This is a genomic window from Bradyrhizobium sp. SZCCHNR3119 (assembly GCF_032487775.1).
GTDB lineage: Bacteria > Pseudomonadota > Alphaproteobacteria > Rhizobiales > Xanthobacteraceae > Bradyrhizobium.
On the sequence record NZ_JAUEUV010000001.1, the window covers coordinates 1,489,777 to 1,507,500 of the forward strand.

16 protein-coding genes and 1 tRNA gene (1 of these 17 only partly in view) are annotated in these 17,724 nt (G+C 63.8%); 12 read left to right on the forward strand and 5 right to left on the reverse strand.

The features are described 5' to 3' along the window. Positions 1-309: 309 nt before the first annotated feature. Positions 310-1,575: an alkaline phosphatase family protein gene (locus tag QX034_RS07155; protein ID WP_315707288.1), complete on the forward strand. Its 1,266-nt coding sequence runs from the start codon at positions 310-312 to the stop codon at positions 1,573-1,575. Positions 1,576-1,717: 142 nt separating this feature from the next. Here QX034_RS07155 and QX034_RS07160 read toward each other — a convergent pair whose 3' ends face one another. Beyond that, positions 1,718-3,712: a tetratricopeptide repeat-containing sulfotransferase family protein gene (locus QX034_RS07160; RefSeq protein WP_315707305.1), complete on the reverse strand. Its 1,995-nt coding sequence runs from the start codon at positions 3,710-3,712 to the stop codon at positions 1,718-1,720. Between the two features lie 138 nt (positions 3,713-3,850). Between QX034_RS07160 and QX034_RS07165 the strand changes: the two genes are divergently transcribed. Then, positions 3,851-6,160 (forward strand): phosphocholine-specific phospholipase C, encoded by a 2,310-nt coding sequence (locus QX034_RS07165; protein ID WP_315707289.1) that lies wholly within the window; start codon positions 3,851-3,853, stop codon positions 6,158-6,160. 302 nt (positions 6,161-6,462) lie between these two features. Here the strand turns inward: QX034_RS07165 and QX034_RS07170 are convergent. Further along, positions 6,463-6,539: transfer RNA gene (locus tag QX034_RS07170), tRNA-Met, on the reverse strand. A gap of 457 nt (positions 6,540-6,996) precedes the next feature. On the opposite strand from QX034_RS07170, the gene QX034_RS07175 reads away from it, so the two are divergent. Genes QX034_RS07175 through QX034_RS07185 form a run of 3 tightly spaced genes read left to right on the forward strand, consistent with a single transcriptional unit; the run spans position 6,997 to position 10,217 of the window. Beyond that, the gene (locus QX034_RS07175) at positions 6,997-8,430 is read left to right on the forward strand and encodes a coniferyl aldehyde dehydrogenase (protein ID WP_316195131.1); all 1,434 of its coding nucleotides are present in this window, start codon (positions 6,997-6,999) and stop codon (positions 8,428-8,430) included. A gap of 52 nt (positions 8,431-8,482) precedes the next feature. Next, positions 8,483-8,608, forward strand: coding sequence for a hypothetical protein (locus tag QX034_RS07180; protein ID WP_316195133.1), 126 nt, complete (start codon positions 8,483-8,485; stop codon positions 8,606-8,608). A 10-nt stretch (positions 8,609-8,618) separates the two neighbouring features. Then, on the forward strand, positions 8,619-10,217 hold the full coding sequence (locus tag QX034_RS07185; RefSeq protein ID WP_315744263.1) for a GMC family oxidoreductase: 1,599 nt from the start codon (positions 8,619-8,621) through the stop codon (positions 10,215-10,217). 64 nt (positions 10,218-10,281) lie between these two features. Here QX034_RS07185 and QX034_RS07190 read toward each other — a convergent pair whose 3' ends face one another. After that, positions 10,282-11,043 carry an SDR family oxidoreductase gene (locus tag QX034_RS07190; protein ID WP_315706379.1) on the reverse strand — a complete coding sequence of 254 codons (762 nt, stop codon included), beginning with the start codon at positions 11,041-11,043 and terminating at the stop codon, positions 10,282-10,284. A 110-nt stretch (positions 11,044-11,153) separates the two neighbouring features. On the opposite strand from QX034_RS07190, the gene QX034_RS07195 reads away from it, so the two are divergent. Beyond that, positions 11,154-11,669 (forward strand): CvpA family protein, encoded by a 516-nt coding sequence (locus QX034_RS07195; protein WP_315706380.1) that lies wholly within the window; start codon positions 11,154-11,156, stop codon positions 11,667-11,669. A 152-nt stretch (positions 11,670-11,821) separates the two neighbouring features. Beyond that, positions 11,822-12,604: an SDR family oxidoreductase gene (locus QX034_RS07200; RefSeq protein WP_315706381.1), complete on the forward strand. Its 783-nt coding sequence runs from the start codon at positions 11,822-11,824 to the stop codon at positions 12,602-12,604. Positions 12,605-12,628: 24 nt separating this feature from the next. On the opposite strand, the gene QX034_RS07205 is transcribed toward QX034_RS07200, so the two are convergent. Beyond that, positions 12,629-13,087, reverse strand: a complete 459-nt coding sequence (locus tag QX034_RS07205) for a DUF3775 domain-containing protein (protein WP_315706382.1) — start codon at positions 13,085-13,087, stop codon at positions 12,629-12,631. Between the two features lie 113 nt (positions 13,088-13,200). On the opposite strand from QX034_RS07205, the gene QX034_RS07210 reads away from it, so the two are divergent. From QX034_RS07210 to QX034_RS07225, 4 genes are all read left to right on the forward strand, one after another. Next, on the forward strand, positions 13,201-14,049 hold the full coding sequence (locus QX034_RS07210; RefSeq protein ID WP_316195135.1) for an MBL fold metallo-hydrolase: 849 nt from the start codon (positions 13,201-13,203) through the stop codon (positions 14,047-14,049). Positions 14,050-14,185: 136 nt separating this feature from the next. Beyond that, entirely contained in the window at positions 14,186-15,028 is an 843-nt protein-coding gene (locus QX034_RS07215) for a fumarylacetoacetate hydrolase family protein (protein ID WP_315706384.1), read from the forward strand. A 128-nt stretch (positions 15,029-15,156) separates the two neighbouring features. Next, complete coding sequence (locus QX034_RS07220; RefSeq protein WP_315706385.1) at positions 15,157-15,771, forward strand: glutathione S-transferase family protein; 615 nt, start codon at positions 15,157-15,159, stop codon at positions 15,769-15,771. Positions 15,772-15,790: 19 nt separating this feature from the next. Further along, the gene (locus tag QX034_RS07225) at positions 15,791-16,660 is read left to right on the forward strand and encodes an MBL fold metallo-hydrolase (RefSeq protein ID WP_315747593.1); all 870 of its coding nucleotides are present in this window, start codon (positions 15,791-15,793) and stop codon (positions 16,658-16,660) included. A gap of 15 nt (positions 16,661-16,675) precedes the next feature. Here QX034_RS07225 and QX034_RS07230 read toward each other — a convergent pair whose 3' ends face one another. After that, a complete protein-coding gene (locus QX034_RS07230; RefSeq protein WP_315706387.1) occupies positions 16,676-17,218 on the reverse strand; it encodes a methylated-DNA--[protein]-cysteine S-methyltransferase in 543 nt (180 codons plus the stop codon). A 153-nt stretch (positions 17,219-17,371) separates the two neighbouring features. Here QX034_RS07230 and QX034_RS07235 point away from each other — a divergent pair, with 153 nt between their 5' ends. Continuing rightward, a protein-coding gene (locus tag QX034_RS07235; RefSeq protein WP_315706388.1) for an NAD(P)H-dependent oxidoreductase crosses the window boundary here: on the forward strand, positions 17,372-17,724 show its beginning. The gene runs 952 nt beyond the window's last position; only the first 353 of its 1,305 coding nucleotides appear in the window; its start codon is at positions 17,372-17,374; its stop codon lies beyond the right edge, outside the window.

Sequence of the window (17,724 nt, forward strand, 5' to 3'; positions counted from 1 at the left end):
CGAACATACGACCCGTGCCACAACGACTGAGTGCCTGATTGCACCTTGAGCGTCGCGAGCGATCACGTGTGGCGGCGCGCCATTGAACGCACTCTCTGTTATTCACTTCCGAGTCACTCAGCCGTCACGCAGCCGTTACACGATCAGAGTTCATTCGTCGCGCTGCTCCCAGCAGCAATCGCGACATGGGCAACGCGTTGCACGCGGCGGCTCGATTGCGCCGTGCATCGGGGCCGGCTCTCGTCGCATCCTCTTCACGCATCACACTCGGCTGTCATTGCTTACCAGCCATCAGGAGGCACCATTTAAATGAAAAAGACTGTTATCGCCCTGCTCGCCGGAGTCGCAACGGCGTCGGTCGCAGCGACCGCGTTCGCGAAGGAAGGCCCGGTCCCCTATGGCATGCGCCATCTCGATCACGTGTTTCTGATCATGATGGAAAACCACGGCTACGCGGAGATCATCAACAACCCGAACATGCCGTTCACCAACAAGCTGGCGAACAAGGCCGGGCTCGCGACCAATTATTTCGCCGTCGGCCACCCCAGCCTGACGAACTACCTGGAAGTCGTCGGCGGTTCGAATTTCGGCGTGCTGAACGATCATTCGCCGGATTGGCACAATGGGAGCTGCCAGACCAACCTCAGCACCGGCCAGCCGGCTTTGGATCAGAGCTCGTATCCGAACATCTGCCCTTTCCGCGGCGCGGGAAATGATGCGGCGACCCCTGCGATCGACACCAGCAACCTCGAAGGCAACCAGCCGGGGCCCGTGATCAACATCAATGGCTCGGCGTCGTACCCGGCGCAACCGACCGTCGCGAAGACGATCGCGCATCAGATCGTCGCGAAGGGCGGCACCTGGAAGACTTATCAGGAGAGCCTCCCGCCGACCGGCGCCGACAACGTCAACAGTGCCGACGGCGTGTTCTCGAACCTCAACCCGCCAACCAGCGCCGGCGTAACCGACGGCGTCGTCGGACTGTATGCCGTGAAGCATAATCCGTTCGCCTATTTCCTGGACATCCAGAACGGGACGCATCCCGGGCTGAGCCTCGGCAATGTCGCAAGCTTCGACGGCAACACAGGCCTGTTTGCGGACCTCCGCAAAGGTCACGTGCCGACGTTCTCGTTCATCGCGCCGAACCAGTGCAACGATCAGCATGGCCGCAGCGGCGCCGGCCCGCAGTGCGATTACGATCCGAACGATGTCGGAACGCAGAAGGGCCTCAACCCGGCCTTGATGTATCAGGGCGACGTCGCACTGGAGAGGATCGTCGGTGCGATCAAGGCCTCGCCGTCATGGAACGAAGGCAGGAACGCCATCGTCATCGTCTGGGATGAAAGCGACTACGCCAACGCTCCGATCACCAACCAGGTGGCGCTGATCGTGGATACCAATGACGGCGACCACGATCACGACGCCGATGATTCGCATGCACGCAAGAGCGGTCGTTACTATACGCACTACTCGCTGCTGAAGTCGATCGAGGGGGCGCTCGGGCTGCCCTGCCTCAATCACGCATGCGATGCCACGACCGATACGATGAACGATCTCTTCGACGGGCGGAAGTAATATCGCATTCGTCGCATGTCCACGCTCAGCCGCCCGTCTCGACACATATCCAGCACGGGCGGACCGCGCCGAAGGCGACGAATTCCGCCATCACCGCCTCACGATCGACGAATGGAAGACCGCCCGCGAGGCGGTCTTTCTTTTAGTCCCGATACCGATTGATTGCATCGCCCAGACTGTCCTTCAACGGATCGAGCCAGGGCGCGTAGTTCCGCCACTGCGAAAGTCCGTCGCGGAACAGCGGCCGGCGCACCTGCTCCGAGCTTGGGGTATTGATCGCACGGCGGTTGCTGTGGAATTCCAGACAGGCGGCGTCGAATGCGAGCCCACAATGCGCAAGGATCCGACGCACGCTGCCATCGAGATCTTCGACCAGGTCTTCGTAACTGACCCGCAGCACCCGGCCCGGCAGGACTCGATCCCAGTGACGCATCAACTCCAGATACGTCCTGTAATAGCTCGCGATCTCCTCGATTCCGTTGCAGAACTCCTGCCCTCTCGCGAAAAATTGCTTGAGGTTGCTGACACAGCAGGCCATCGGCTCGCGCCGGATGTCGATGATAGTCGCATTCGGCAGCATCAGGTGGATCAGGCCGATGTGCCAGAAATTGTTCGGCATCTTGTCGATGAAACGCGGCCGCCCACACCGGTAGACGCGCGTCTCGTCCACGTAGCGCCGCCCGAGGCGTTCGAACAGAAGCGGGTCGAGCCCTGGCAACAGATCCGGATAGCGTCCGCGGAATTCCGAAACGGCGCGCGGAATGTCGTGCAGTTCCTGCGTCCCGTCCACGTCCGGGTGCGAGGCCAGGATCTGTTCGAGCAGCGTCGAACCCGAGCGTGGCAGGCCGACGATGAAGATCGGATCGCGGTCGGCGGCGCCGGCACCGCTGCGGGCCGCAAGGAATTCCTCGCTGCAGGTCTCGATCAGGCGACGTGCGCGATCATCCGTGACCTCGGCGCGATAGCCCCTCTTCGCTCGCACCAGCAAATTGCCGCGTTCGTAGAACGACCAGGACGCGCCAAACTCGGCCCGATCCTCCAGCGCCTTGCCGAGCGCGAAGCAAAGATGTTCGCGATCCGGCAGCCCCGGAGCCGGTAGCGCCTCGAGCTCCCGCATCCGCCTGATCTCGTCGTCGCTGAACCGATATGTCTTCAGGTTGGCGAGGCTCCAATATGCATCGCCGATATCGGCTCGGCCGTTGGTCGCGTCCTGATAGGCTTGCACCGCCTCGTCGGCCCGGCCGAGCGCCTTCAGCGAATGCCCAAGCACGATGCGCAGATGATTAAGCTCCGGCGTCTCCGAGAGCAGTTCGCGGAAGATCGGCACCGCAACGTCATAGCGACCGAGGCCCGCGAGGCTCGTGGCGCGCAAAAATCGGGCATCGGAATCGGACGGCTCCGTCTGCAGGCGCGGCTGGATCTCGTCCAGCGCCGCCGCGTATTTCTGGCGCCCGATCAAAATGCGCACAAGATCCAACCGCGCGGCGGAATAACCGGGTGCATTCTGCACCACTTCGCGGAAAAGACTCTCGGCCCGATCCGTTGCGCCGCGCCGCTGCGCGATCCGCCCGAGCAGGCGCAACGCCTCGACATGCCTTCCATCCTGCTCGATGTAGCTCGTCAGAAGGTTCTCCGCTGCCAAGTACTCGCCGTCACAGAACCAGCTGCCCGCCTCCACGACCGCGCGCGGCAATTCGCTCAGTTTCGAAAGGTGCTGTGATGCCACCTGCGCTCTCCGCCTCTGGCCGGCAGCGCCGAGCAGTCGTTCGAGCATCGCCCAGCTCGATCCGAGTGCAGGATTGAGTTCGACCGCGCGTTCGAACGACTCGATCGCGGACGCCGGATTTCCCAGCGCCACTTGGCAATGACCGCGCTCTTGGAACAGCAGGCTGAAGCTTGGCTGAGCGCGCTCGAACCCATCCAGCGCCTGGAGAGCTTGCTTCGGCTGATCGAGCAAACGAAGGTTCAGGGCCGAAAAATAAAGCGCGCGCCGCTGCGATGGCGCCCGCTGCAGCACTGCGCGGGCCGCGGCCAGCGCTTCCGTGTGCCGACGAGCGGAGGTCAGATCCTGAACGTGACGCAGCTCCGCGGCTAACGTATCGGCATTCGTATCGCGGCGATCGAGCTCGGTCACCATCACTTCACTCTCGCTTCATAGATATTTCATCTGCGCGCAATGATCGGTTCCTAGCGTGCGCCCTTCACCTGATTTCGAGCGATGCCATTCGGCTTGCCTCGATCAATCTTCACACAGCATGACTTGGGGGCTAGCTCGTTGACCAATACCGATCGTCGTCAGTTTCTGCAAATGTTGGCGGCGGGCGCTGCAGCGACCACGCTCAGCACAAACGTCGCGAAGGCGCTCGCGATTCCCGCTCATCACCGCACAGGCACGATCAAGGATGTCGAGCACATCGTGATCCTGATGCAGGAGAATCGTCCGTTCGACCATCACTTCGGCACGCTGCGCGGCGTCCGCGGCTTCGCCGATCCGCGCGCCGTCAAGATCAACCTGCCGCTTCAGACCGGAGGCGCCGTGAAGGCGTCGGTCTTCCTGCAGCCTGCCAGCGCGGCAAATATCGCAGCCGGTTATTCCGTTCCGCCGAATTACGGCAACCTCGGCGGCCCGGCCAACGGCGTTCCCGTGATTCCGCCGCTGCGCATCGACCCGCAAAAGATCAGCGCCGGCCTCAACAGCCTCGGCCTCACCTATCTCGGCGGCACCGACCATGGTTGGAGCCGTAACCACATCGCCTGGAACATGGGGCAGTACGACGGCTGGGCAGCGCAAAAAGGCGCGGTCGCGATGGAGTACTTCACGCGCGCCGACATTCCCTATCACTTCGCGCTGGCCGACGCCTTCACGGTGCTGGACAACTACTACTCTTCGATCTTGGGCCCGACGAATCCGAACCGCTGCTACATGTGGACCGGCAGCATCGGAAACGTCGATTACGTGGGCGCGGGCGGAACGGACGGCTTCGGCGCAGGCCCGATCACCAGCAATGGCCTTCCTCAGGGGCATTACCTGAGCTGGGAGACGTTTCCCGAGGTGCTGACCAAGGCCGGCGTGAGCTGGAAAGTCTATCAGGACCTGGCGGGTAGCACGTTCGCGCCGGACTTCGGCGATGGAGGCCCGGCCGGCGATTTCAGCGGCGACTATACGGATAATTCGCTGCTGTATTTTGCCCAATACGCGAACTCGAGCGCCGGCAACCCGCTGTTCGACAATGCCTGCACCGGCACACAGCTGGCCTACAATCAGCCTGCGGCCAACGCTCCGGCCTCCGCCTGGACAGCCTGGGCTCTCAGCCAGTTCGACCAGTTCAAGGCCGACGTGCAGAACGGGACGCTGCCCCAGGTCTCCTGGATCGTCGCGCCGGCCGGCTACACCGAGCACTCCTCCTGGCCCGTCAACTATGGTGCCTGGTACATCTCGCAGGTGCTCGACATCCTGGTGTCGAAGCCGGAGGTGTTCAGCAAGACGGTCTTCATCATCAACTACGACGAAGCCGACGGCAGCTTCGACCACGTCGTTCCGCCTTCACCGCCGCCGGCCGTGCCGGCTACGCCCGACATGGGCGCCTCGACGGTCGACTACCACAACGAGATCGTCACGACCGCATCGCCGGCCGGCCCGATCGGACTGGGGACCCGGGTGCCGTGCCTCGTGATCTCGCCGTGGAGCAAGGGCGGTTACGTGAACTCGCAAGTCTTCGATCACACGTCGACGATCCAGTTCATCGAAAAGCGTTTCGGTGTCTACGAACGCAACATCTCGCCCTGGCGCCGCGCCGTCTGCGGCGACCTGACTTCGGTGTTCAATTTCAAGAACCCGGATCGGGATCGGGACGACGACGATCAGGTCAAGCTGCCGTCCACCGCCGGCTATCTGCCGTCGGTCGGCGAATTGTCGGGCACCGTCAGCCCGCCGACGGTCGCAATCAAGCCGAACAACGTGATCATCGGTATTCCTGAGCAGGAAAAGGGCATTCGCCCGGCGCGCGCCCTGCCCTACGAACTGAATGTCTATGGCAAGGTCGACGTTACCGCCGGCACGATCGCGTTGCAGTTCATCAACAGCGGCAAGGCCGGCGCCGTGTTCCACGTCCGCTCGGGCAGCACCACCGACCCGGTCCGGACCTACACGGTCGAGGCCGGCAAGACCCTGTCGGGATCCTGGACCGTCACCGGAACGTACGACCTCACCGTCTACGGCCCGAACGGGTTCACCCGCTCGTTCAAGGGCAGCGTCGGCTCTGGCGCGGTAGCGCTCGATATCCGCTCTGGCTATGGAGATGACGACGACAACTTGATCTCGCTGTCGGTGCGGAACACGCGGCCGCAGAAGGCCACCGTGACCCTGTTCGATGCGTATACCGGCGAAAAGATGGTCCGCACGCTTGGCCCGAACGGGCGTGCCGACGGCAGGCTGCCGCTTGAGCGTTTCCACGGCTGGTACGACCTCGTCGTCACGGTCGCGGAAGACCCGCATTTCGAGTACCGGCTGACCGGGCATGTCGAGACCGGACGCGACAGCAAGTCGGACCCGGCGATGGGCGGTCTGCTGGCGTTGAAGGCCTGAGGGGGCGCCGCGCGTCGAATAACGGATGAAGCTGATTTGACGTTTGCTCCGCAGTTCGCGGGACTGCTCAGGCGAACGTCAAATCCTACGCTTCACTAAGCGTTAGAACGGCCGTGCCGGTAGGCGCGGCCGTTCTTCTTGCGTGCAGAATCGCGGAAGCACGAGAGCAATGGCACCGCGCTGGTGCGGCGAACTGGCGTGAGACTCGTCGTGCATGACACGGCCGGCAAATCATCTCGCCAAACAAAAATGGCCCGCGCAATGCGGGCCATTTTCGTATCGGAACCGGTGATGTCCGAATTTGGTTGCGGGGATAGGATTTGAACCTATGACCTTCAGGTTATGAGCCTGACGAGCTACCGGGCTGCTCCACCCCGCGATAAACCGAAGCGCGCTTGCCAACAAACCGAAGAGACAAATGATCCTGGCTAACGCTCCTCGCGCGCCAGTCATCCGTCTATTAAGGCTTCCTGAGAAGGCTTAGGCCCCGACGGCCGGGTCGGCTGTGGGGCGCGGCCGGTATGTACCAACGCCGGACCGGTTTGGAAAGGGGCTTGGCGCAAGTTTTTTTCCAGATTTGTGACACTCGGGGACGGCTGGAGCCAAGATCGAATTTTGATGATACGTCAATAGGATACAACCGGCACAGGTCTCCGGCACGGATCGGCTTGAAGCGCATGCCTCAGCACCGCGCCTGGCTGAACCCGCCATTGCCTGGCCACGCCCTTCCCCTCCCCTTGCCAACGGTTCCGCAAAGCGCGAGCTTTCGGCGCAAACGACGGTCGCGCAGGCCGAGACGATAAACGCACCCGCAGGAAACGGTGAAGGAGACGTCCATGGACCGGTCGCTGAAAAGCCCGCCTTTATCCGCGCTGGACGACACTTTCCACGCCATGGTCGAGGCATCGCGGAGCGCGCCACCGCCCGCTTTGCCGGCGCGACTGTCGCGGCTGAAGAGGCTGCGCAAGCTGCTCGCCGATAATGAGCAGCGCTTCGTCGCGGCGATCTCCGAGGATTTCGGCCATCGCTGCGCGATCGAGACCACCATTGCCGAGACGCTGTTTCTGCAGAGCGAGCTCCGGCATACCATCAAGATGCTGCCGCGCTGGATGAAGCCGCGCTGGATTGCCACCGCGCTGCAATTCTGGCCGGCCGCCAACCGGCTGATGCCACAGCCGCTCGGCGTGGTCGGCATCATTGCGCCCTGGAATTATCCGCTGCAGCTGACGCTGGCGCCGGCGATCGGCGCGATCGCCGCCGGCAACCGCGTCGTGATCAAGCCGAGCGAGCTCACTCCGCGCTTCTCGGCGCTGTTGAAGGAGCTGATTGCCGCCGATTTCGAGCCGGCGGAACTGACCGTCACCGGCATCGAGGATGGCGTCGCGGAAGCCTTCGCACGCCTGCCGTTCGATCACCTCGTCTTCACCGGCTCGACCCGGGTGGGCCGCATCGTCGCGGAAGCCGCCGGAAGGAATCTTACGCCGGTCACGCTCGAGCTCGGCGGCAAGTCACCGACCATCGTCGATCGCTCCGCAAATCTCGACGAAGCCGCGCAACGCATCGCCTATGCAAAGCTGCTCAATGCCGGGCAGACCTGCATCGCGCCGGACTATGTGTTCGTGCCGGAGGCCTCGCTGGCTGAGTTTGCCGGCAAGGTACATGGGCACATGCAGGCGATGTTCGGCACCGATCCCGCCAATAAGGACTACACCGCGATCATCTCCGAGCGCCATTACAGCCGGCTCGAGAGCCTCGCCAATGACGCTGTGGCGAAAGGCGCGAAACTGTTGCAGCCGGCAGCTGCCGGCGATCCCGCCTGGAAAGGCTTGCGTAAATTCCCGCCGACCGTGGTCGTCGGCGCGACGCCAGAGATGGCGATCATGCAGGAGGAAATCTTCGGGCCGCTGCTGCCGGCCCTGATTTACCGCGAGCCGAAGGAGGCCGTCTCCTACATCAACGCGCATGACCGGCCGCTCGCGCTCTATTGGTTCGGCACCGATGACGCCGCGCGTGACGAGGTGCTCTCGCGCACGGTCTCCGGCGGCGTCACCATCAACGACTGCCTCCTGCATTTCGCGCAAATCAACCAGCCGATGGGCGGGGTCGGCGCCTCAGGCACCGGCTGCTATCACGGCCAATGGGGCTTCGACACTTTCAGCAAGCTGAAACCGGTGTTCTACCGGTCGCCGCTCAACCGCATGGCCGATCTCTATCCGCCCTATGGCGCCAAGATCGCGCGGATCGAAAAACTGCTGCGTTGGCTGAGCTGAGGAAACCCATTCATCGTTCCGAGGAACGCGAAGTCCGAACTCGGGATCTCGAATGCACGACGTCGTCATTGCGAGCGAAGCGAAGCAATCCAGTCTTGCCGAGAAAGCTGGATTGCTTCGTCGCTTTCAGCTCCTCGCAATGACGACGGAAGCAACACAAGAAAACTGGTACGCCTAGGGAGAAATACGTGGCGAACGAGGTCGATTTCATCGTGGTCGGCGCCGGTAGCGGCGGCGCCACCGTGGCCGGGCGGCTGTCGGAGGATTCCGGAACGTCCGTTGCGCTCCTTGACGCCGGCGGGCGTTGCGACAATTGGATCGTCACCACGCCTTATATGCTGTTCCTGATGGTGGCGGGTCCCGTCAACAATTGGGGATTCACCACGCTGCCGCAGAAGGGCCTGAACGGCCGCACCGGCTATCAGCCGCGCGGACGCGGGCTCGGCGGCTCTTCCGCCATCAACGCCATGGTCTATATCCGTGGACATCGCGCCGATTACGACCATTGGGCCGCGCTCGGCAACACCGGCTGGTCGTTCGCCGACGTGCGGCCCTATTTCAAGCGTGCCGAGAACAACGCCGATTTCGACGGCGACTATCACGGGACGACCGGACCGTTGCATGTCAGCCGGCTGCGCACGGACAATCCCGTGCATGAGATTTTCCTGCAGGGGGCGCGGGAAGCGCAGTTTCCGATCCGCGACGATTTCAATGCCGAGCATCAGGAGGGACTCGGCCTCTACCAGGTCACCCAGCACAATGGTGAGCGCTGGAGCGCGGCGCGCGCCTATGTGCAGCCGCATCTGGGCAAGCGCAGCAATCTGCGCGTCGAGACGGGCGCGCGCGCGACACTGATCCTGTTCGACGGCAAGCGCGCGGTCGGGGTGAAGTATCGGCAAGGCAAGGAGGTGAAGGAAATCCGCTGCAGGCGGGAGGTGATCCTGGCCTCCGGCGCCTTCCAGACGCCGCAACTGTTGATGCTATCGGGCGTCGGCGATGCCGCCGAGCTGTCACGGCTCGGCATCGCGAGCGTGCACGATCTGCCCGGGGTCGGTAAGAACCTGCAGGACCACCCCGATTTCATCTTCGCCTACACCTCCGACAATCCGAACTTCTCCTCGCTGTCGCCGAAAGGGCTCGCGCGGCTGATCCGAGGCATCGGACAATATCGGCGCGAACGCCGCGGGATGATGACGTCGAACTTCGCCGAGTGTGGCGGTTTCCTGAAGACGCGGCCGGACCTCGACGTCCCGGACATCCAGCTGCATTTCGGCATGGCCGTCACCGAGGATCACGGCCGCAAGCGGCACGGCAACGGCTTCTCCTGCCATGTCTGCCTGTTGCGGCCGAAGAGCCGCGGCACGGTGACGCTGAAGAACGCCGATCCGCTCGCGGCCCCCCTCATCGATCCGAACTTCCTCGGTGAAGACGAGGATCTCGCGACCATGGTCGCCGGCTACAAGACGACACGCCGTCTGATGGAAACCCCGGCGATGCGCGGGTTGCAGACGCGCGATCTGTTCACCGCCGACGTGAAAACGGACGATGACATCAGAGCCATCCTGCGCGCCCGCGTCGACACGGTCTATCACCCGGTCGGCACCTGCAAGATGGGCGTGAACGATCCACTCGCCGTCGTCGACCCCACACTCAAGGTGCGGGGCATGTCAGGATTGCGCGTGGTCGATGCCTCGATCATGCCGACGCTGATCGGCGGCAACACCAACGCGCCAACCATCATGATCGGGGAGAAAGCGGCCGATATGATCAGAGGCGAGATGCGGTGAGCGATAAAGCTGCGACTGCGCCGTCATGGCCGGGCTTGACGGAGAGCTTTGAATCAGCGGCGCACTACGTCAGCAAGAACCCGCCATCGACGGTGACGACGCTGCCGGTCATGTAGCGTGAGGCGGGGGAGGCGAGCAGCATGATGGCGCCGTCGAGATCGCTTTCGTGGCCGACGCGCCGCTGTGGGATGCGCTTGATCAGCTTCTCGCCCGCCGGCGTATTCCAGATGTCGTGGTTGATCTCGGTGTCGATATAGCCGGGCGCCAGCGCGTTGACGCGGATGTCGTTGGCGGCCAGCTCCAGAGCGAGCGCCTTGGTCGCCTGGATCACGGCCGCCTTGGAGATCGCATAAGGCGAGACGAACTTCACCACGCTCGAGCCAAGCACGGAGGCGATGTTGATGATGTTGCCGCCCGACTGCCGCGCGATCATCCGGCGCGCGATCTCGGTGGCGGCGAAATAGGCGCCTTTCAGATTGGCGCCGATCACGGCATCCCAATCGGCCTCGCTCTGCTCGATCGCGAGCTTCTCCACCGCGATGCCGGCATTGTTGATCAGCACCGTGACCGGGCCGAGCGTGGCTTCCGCCGCATCGATCGCTTGCGCAATCGACGCCGTGCTGGTGACGTCCATCTGCACCGCCGCAGCGCGGCCGCCCTTCGCCTTGATCTCGTCCTCGAGCGCTTTCAGCTTGGACGTCTGCCGGGCCGCGAGCGCCACGGCCGCGCCATGCGCCGACAAGACCCGCGCGAATTGCCGGCCAAGGCCCTGGCTCGCGCCGGTGATGAGGATCACTTCCCGGCTGACATCGAACAGATCGGACATGGGCGACCTTGCGTTTCCTTTATGTGTTGGCGCGGATTGATACAGACGATTTGAAGGCGCGCAAAGGCGAATTGTTTACGCACGCCGCGTACAACCCAGGCGGATCAGCCATGAACAGCTTCGACCTCGCCGTTTACGTCGCACTTGTGATTGCCGTCTATAACGGCTTCAGCACCGGGCTGTTGCGCAGCGCCGTCAACATCCTCGCTTATCTCCTGGCCATGCCGCTCGCTGCGGCGGCGACCGCAAGCCTCGGGCCAATTCTGCAGGCCCAGCCGGTCTCGCCCTTCCTGCAGAATTGGGTGCTGTTCTTCGCCGCCTTCCTCCTGATCGGGATGGCCTTCGGCCAACTCGCGCGCATGCTCCTGGACGAGGCGATCGGGCCGGAGGCCGGATTCGGCGACCGGCTCGGCGGGGCGGCGCTCGGCGCGGTGCGCGTCGGCATGGTCGCAACCACCCTGGTGCTGGTATTCGATCAGCTGGTGCCGGCCGAACGCCAGCCAGGTTTTCTCACCGGCTCGCAGCTGCGGCCGCTGTTCTCGCTGGCGGCACAGCGCGGTTTCCGCTCGCTGCCTCCGGAAGCCGCCGCGGCGATCGAGCGCCTGAAGCAGCAACAGCGCATCTGATGCCGCGTTGCGGCACGGCATCGGCGTGCGAGGCGAGGCCTGCAATGAGGCATGCAATTCGGCAGGGGCCGTTTGCGCTTATCAGCGCCGCCTGCCTTGGCTAGAATGCCAGCTTCTTTCAAGCCTCAACTGATATCGTGGAGTGATCAATCGTGGATCTCGGGATCAAGGGCCGCCGGGCCATCGTCTGTGCTTCCAGCAAGGGACTGGGCCGCGCCTGTGCCTTCGCGCTCGCCAATGAGGGCGTCGATGTGACGATCACTGCCCGCGGCGCCGAGGCGCTGGCCAAGACGGCATCCGAGATCCGCGCCGCCTCGCCCGGCATCACCGTGACCGAGGTGGTCGGCGACATCACCACGCTGGAGGGGCGTGCGGCCGTGCTGAAGGCCTGCCCGGAGCCGGATATCCTGGTCAACAATGCCGGCGGTCCGCCGCCCGGTGATTTCCGCAACTGGACCCGCGACGACTGGATCAAGGCGCTCGACGCCAACATGCTGACCCCGATCGAGCTGATCAAGGCGACGGTCGACGGCATGATGGCGCGCAAGTTCGGCCGCATCGTCAACATCACTTCGGCCGCGGTGAAGGCGCCGATCGATATTCTCGGCCTGTCCAACGGCGCCCGCGCCGGCCTCACCGGCTTCGTCGCAGGCCTGTCGCGCAAAACCGTGATCAACAACGTCACCATCAATGCGCTGCTGCCGGGGCCGTTCGAGACCGACCGCCTGATCGGCACCGCGAAGGCCGAATCCGAAAAACGCGGGATCCCGCCGGAGCAGATCCTCGCCGATCGCGCCAAGACCAATCCGGCGGGCCGCTTCGGCAATCCGGAAGAGTTCGGCCTTTTCTGCGCCTTCCTGTGCGGGGCCAAGGCCGGCTACATCACCGGGCAGAACATCCTGCTCGATGGCGGCGCTTTCCCGGGCACGCTGTAACGGGACGCGCGAGCGGCGCGACGATCACGACCGCTTGGTGATCTCGTCCTCGTCGCGCTCGCTCGGACTGGCGGAGTCAGCAGTCGTGCGCTCCTCGGTCCAATCGACGCCGAACGCTGCGAGCCCCTCGGCGAGCAGATCGCCGAGCATCGGCTCGCCGAGCAGATAGCGCGCGGTGTGACGATCGCGCTGTCCGGCCGCCTCGGCCCGCAGATCGTCCCAATCCTCGATATCGCCGTCGCCGCGGCCAAGCCGCATCAAGGCGACGAGATCGGTCTGCTCGTCCTCGGTGAGCGCATTGATGAAGCCGGTGATCTCCCGTACCACCGGATCGTCGGGGGTATCCTCGAGCACGTCGACCATGTCGTCATCGGCGGCATTCGATCCCGATTCCGGATCGCTCGCGTCCTCCTTGACGTCAAACTCCCGCGCCTTCTCGATCAGGAACGCGACCTTCTCGGGCGATATGGTCAGCTCTGGCATCTCGCTCTCCTCTTCGCCGATAACGCCGGCTTTCGAAAGATGATCCATTGCACGGGCCAGCATAAGCCCGCATCGTCGCGGTTCAACGACAAGATGAGATCGGGGAGGTGATCATGCAATGGACGGTCGGGCGGGTGCGGATCACCAAGCTGGTGGAGCTGGAGACGATCGGCCACACCCGCTTCATCCTGCCGCAGGCGACGCCTGAGGAAATCGCGAAACTGCCCTGGCTGATCCCACATTTCGCCAATCCCGAAGGCCGGCTGAAGCTCTCGATCCATGCACTGGTGCTGGAAACTCCGACCGGCCGCATCCTGGTCGATACCGGGCTCGGCAACGATAAGCAGGACCGCAGCGTGCCGGCCTGGAACAACCGCAGCACGCCGTTCCTGGAGACGATGGACGCCGCAGGCTTTCCCCCAGAGAGCATCGACGTGGTGGTCTGCACGCATCTGCATGTCGATCACGTCGGCTGGAATACGCGGCTCGCTGACGGCAAATGGGTGCCGACCTTCGCCAACGCGCGCTACGTGTTCGGCCGCACCGAATATGAGCATTGGCGCGACCATAGCGAAAGGCCGGAGCAGATCGCCGTCTTCGAGGATTCGGTGCAGCCGGTCATGGAAGCCGGCCGGGCGGAGCTCGTCGCCAGCGACGCCCGGCTCACCGACGAAATCAGCCTCATTCCGACCCCGGGCCACAGCCCGGGCCATATGAGCCTGCATATCCGCTCCGCCGGCGAACAGGGGCTGCTGACCGGCGACGTCGCCCATCACCCCTGCCAGATGGCCCATCTGGACTGGTCGTCCACGGCGGATTCGGACCCCGCGCAAGCGGCAGAGACCCGGTGGGAGCTGTTCGGCCGCGTCGCCGACCAGGACGTGCTGGTGATCGGCGGCCATTTCGATGCCGGGCACATCAAGCGGGATCACAGCGCCTTCCGCTTCGAGGCGCTGGCCTGATCCTCGCGTCGGCGCGGGATGCGGAAACGCCGGGCAGCCAGGGCCAGCCATGCGCGGCTGCGATTGAATTTCATGTCCTCTTGCTCCATGACAATGCCCTCTGGAATGCCAGAGACGGTCTAGGGAGAGAAACCAGATGAAGCTTGTGCGTTACGGCGACAAGGGCGCGGAGAAGCCGGGCCTGATCGACACATCCGGCCAGCTGCGCGACCTGTCGGCGCATGTCAGGGACCTCGACGGCGCCGCCTATGCGCCGGAATCCCTCAAGAAGCTCGCGGCGATCGATCCCGCCTCCCTGCCCGCCGTCTCCGGCAATCCGCGGCTCGGCGCACCCGTGACCGGCATTTCGAAATTTGTCGCCATCGGCCTGAACTACTCCGACCATGCCAAGGAGACCAATAATCCGATTCCGGCTGAGCCGATCTTCTTCCTGAAGGCCAACACGGCGCTGTGCGGCCCGAATGACGCTGTCGAGAAGCCGCGCGGCTCGACCAAGCTCGACTGGGAGGTCGAGATTGCAGTCATCATCGGCACCCGCGCCAAATACGTCTCTGAGGCCGATGCTCTCAATCATGTCGCCGGCTATTGCATCTGCAACGACGTCTCCGAGCGCAATTTCCAGATCGAGCGGCTCGGACAATGGACCAAGGGCAAGTCGCATGACACCTTCGGCCCGGTCGGCCCCTGGCTGGTCACCAAGGACGAGATTGCGAACGTGCAGAACCTCTCGATGTGGCTCGACGTCAACGGCCAGCGCCGCCAGACCGGGACCACGGCGACCATGATCTTCTCGATCGCCAAGTGCATCTCCTATGTTTCGCAATTCATGACGCTCCTGCCGGGTGACATCGTCACCACGGGGACGCCGCCGGGCGTCGGCATGGGCATGAAGCCGCCGACCTTCCTCAATGTTGGCGACGTCGTCACGCTCGGCATCGAAGGGCTGGGCGAGCAGCGCCAGGTGATCATCGAGGCCTAAGCCGACGCCGTCATTGCGAGCGAAGCGAAGCAATCCAGAACTGTCACCGCGGAAAGACCCAGGATTGCTTCGTCGCTGACGCTCCTCGCAATGACAACGTTCTGCTCGCGTCAGTAAGGGGCACCATCATGAAACTCACCTTCTCTCCCGCTTCACCCTTCGCGCGCAAGGTGCGCATCGCCGCGATCGAGCTCGGGCTGATCGATCAGATCGAGTTCGTGCCGGCGGCGGTCACGCCGGGCCAGCCGAACGACGAATATTCTCGACTGACGCCGCTGAAGAAGCTTCCGGTCCTGATCCTCGATAATGGCGATGTGATCCTGGATTCCTACGTGATCGTCGAATATCTCGACGAGCTCGCGGGCGGCGGCAAGCTGATCCCCGCATCCGGCCCTTCGCGCTGGAAGGTGAAGACAGAGCATTCGATGCTGCAGGGCATGCTCGATTCCATGCTGCTGTGCCGTTACGAGGCGCTGGTGCGCCCGGAGGCGTTGCGCTGGAAGGCCTGGAGCGATGATCACTGGAACCGGGCCTGGACCGGCATGGCGCGCTTTGCGCAGCAGGCGGATCTGTTGTCACGTCCCTTCGACGTCGCAGCGATCGGGCTGGTTTGCGTGCTCGGCTATGCCGATTTCCGCTTTGCCGATTGCGGCTGGCGCAAGGCCTATCCCACGCTCGATGCGTTCTATCAGAAGATGCAGGAGCGCGAGTCCGTCAGGGTCTCGGCGCCCCCGGCGGCGTAACAGGCGAAGGAAGCGGCTCGTGAGCGCGACATTGTCCGTCAACGATCTCACCATACAGCGTATCGTCGAGCAGGAAGTCCCCTTTCTCGCAGCACGCGAGATGTTTCCTGATCTTACGCCTGACATGCTCGATGAAAGCCGCGAGAGCCTGAAACAGGCGAAGGCGATCGACGATCGCGATACGCTGATCCTCTGCTTCCAGTCCTATGTGGTGAAGACGCCGCATCACACCATCCTGATCGACAGCTGCATCGGCAACGACAAGCCGCGACCGGGGCGGCCGGCCTGGAACATGAAGACCGACGACACCTATATGCGCGCGCTCGCCGGCGCCGGCGTCTCCGTCAATGACATCGACTTCGTGATGTGCACGCATCTGCATGTCGATCACGTCGGCTGGAACACGCGGCTCGACAACGGTCGCTGGGCGCCGAGCTTTCCGAACGCTCGCTATATCTTCGGCGCGCACGAATACGACCATTGGACGGCGCAGAACGCGAAGGCTGAGGTCCCACCGTTCACGGACAGCGTGCTGCCCGTGGTCGAGGCGGCCCGCGCCGATATCGTCGGCGATGATTTCGCGATCGGCGATCACGTGCGGATCCTACCGACCCCCGGCCACACGCCGGGCCACGTCGCCATTGCCGTCGGCAAGGGCCGGGACGAGGCGCTATTCGGCGGAGACCTGATGCACTCGCCGCTGCAGCTGCGTTATCCGGAGTTGTCGCCGAAATTCGACGTCGATCCGAGACAGGCCGCAACGACGCGACGGCAATTCCTGGAGCGCTGTTGCGACAGCGGCGCATTGTGCTGCCCGGCGCATTTCCCCTCGCCCTCGATCGGCCGGATCCGTCGCAACGGCAACGGCTTCAGCTGCGAGTGGGTGTAAGCGCGCGCTCCGCGCTCACCCGAACAGGCTCGGCGTGTAATTCACGGCGGCGCCTTCGATGGCCAGCATCTTCAACTTGGTCTCGACGCCGCCATTGGCGGAGAAGCCGCCCGGCTTGTTGCCGGCCGCGAGCACCCGATGGCAGGGCACGACGATCGGGCACGGATTGCGGCCCAACGCCTGACCGACCTCGCGCGACAGCTCGACGCCGCCCAGCTTCTTGGCGATTTCGCCATAGGTCATGGTCTTGCCGGGCGGAATGGTGCGCGCGATCGCATAGACCCCGCGATGGAATGCCGGCACGCCGTCGAGATCGAGCGGGATGTCGCTGAGATCATCGGCCTCACCGGCCAACAGACGCGTGATCCGCGCGATCGCGAGACTGACCTGCGAGCTCGGCGCGGCCTCCTCGATCTCGCCGAATCGCTGCCGCATCCGCACGCGCGTCTTCTCCGGACTGCCCATCGGCAGCTGCACGCCGTTGATGCCGCGCGGTCCCCAGGCGATCGCACAGGCGCCGACCGCGGTGTCGAACAATGCGAAATATTCATCTTGCATGGCGGGCTCCATCGTTTGCTGCCCCCTATCAACATGGACAGAATCTAGTCTTGGAGAATGTTGCGATCCACCCGGATTCTGCCAATCTTGGCCGGCCGTCCCGCCGTTTTGAGGACCACGCGACCCAGGAATCACGCCAATCGGAATGATCCCATGAACCTCTTCTCCCTCCTGCAGGCCCGCAACGCCACCGGCAAGCCGGTGCGCGTGGCGCTGATCGGCGCCGGCAAATTCGGCTCGATGTTCCTGGCGCAGGTCCCGCATGTGCCCGGCCTGGACGTGACGGCGATCGTCGATCTCGATCCGCAGCGTGCGAAGGACGCGTGCAAGACCGTGGGGTGGGACGAGGCGTTGATCGCCGCGACCGCGTTCACGTCCGATGCGGCGAAGGCGATGAGTGCGGATGTCGAGGTGGTGATCGAGGCCACCGGCAATCCAGCGGCTGGGATCCGGCATGCGCGCGCAGCGATCGCCGCCGGCAAGCATATCGTGATGGTCAACGTCGA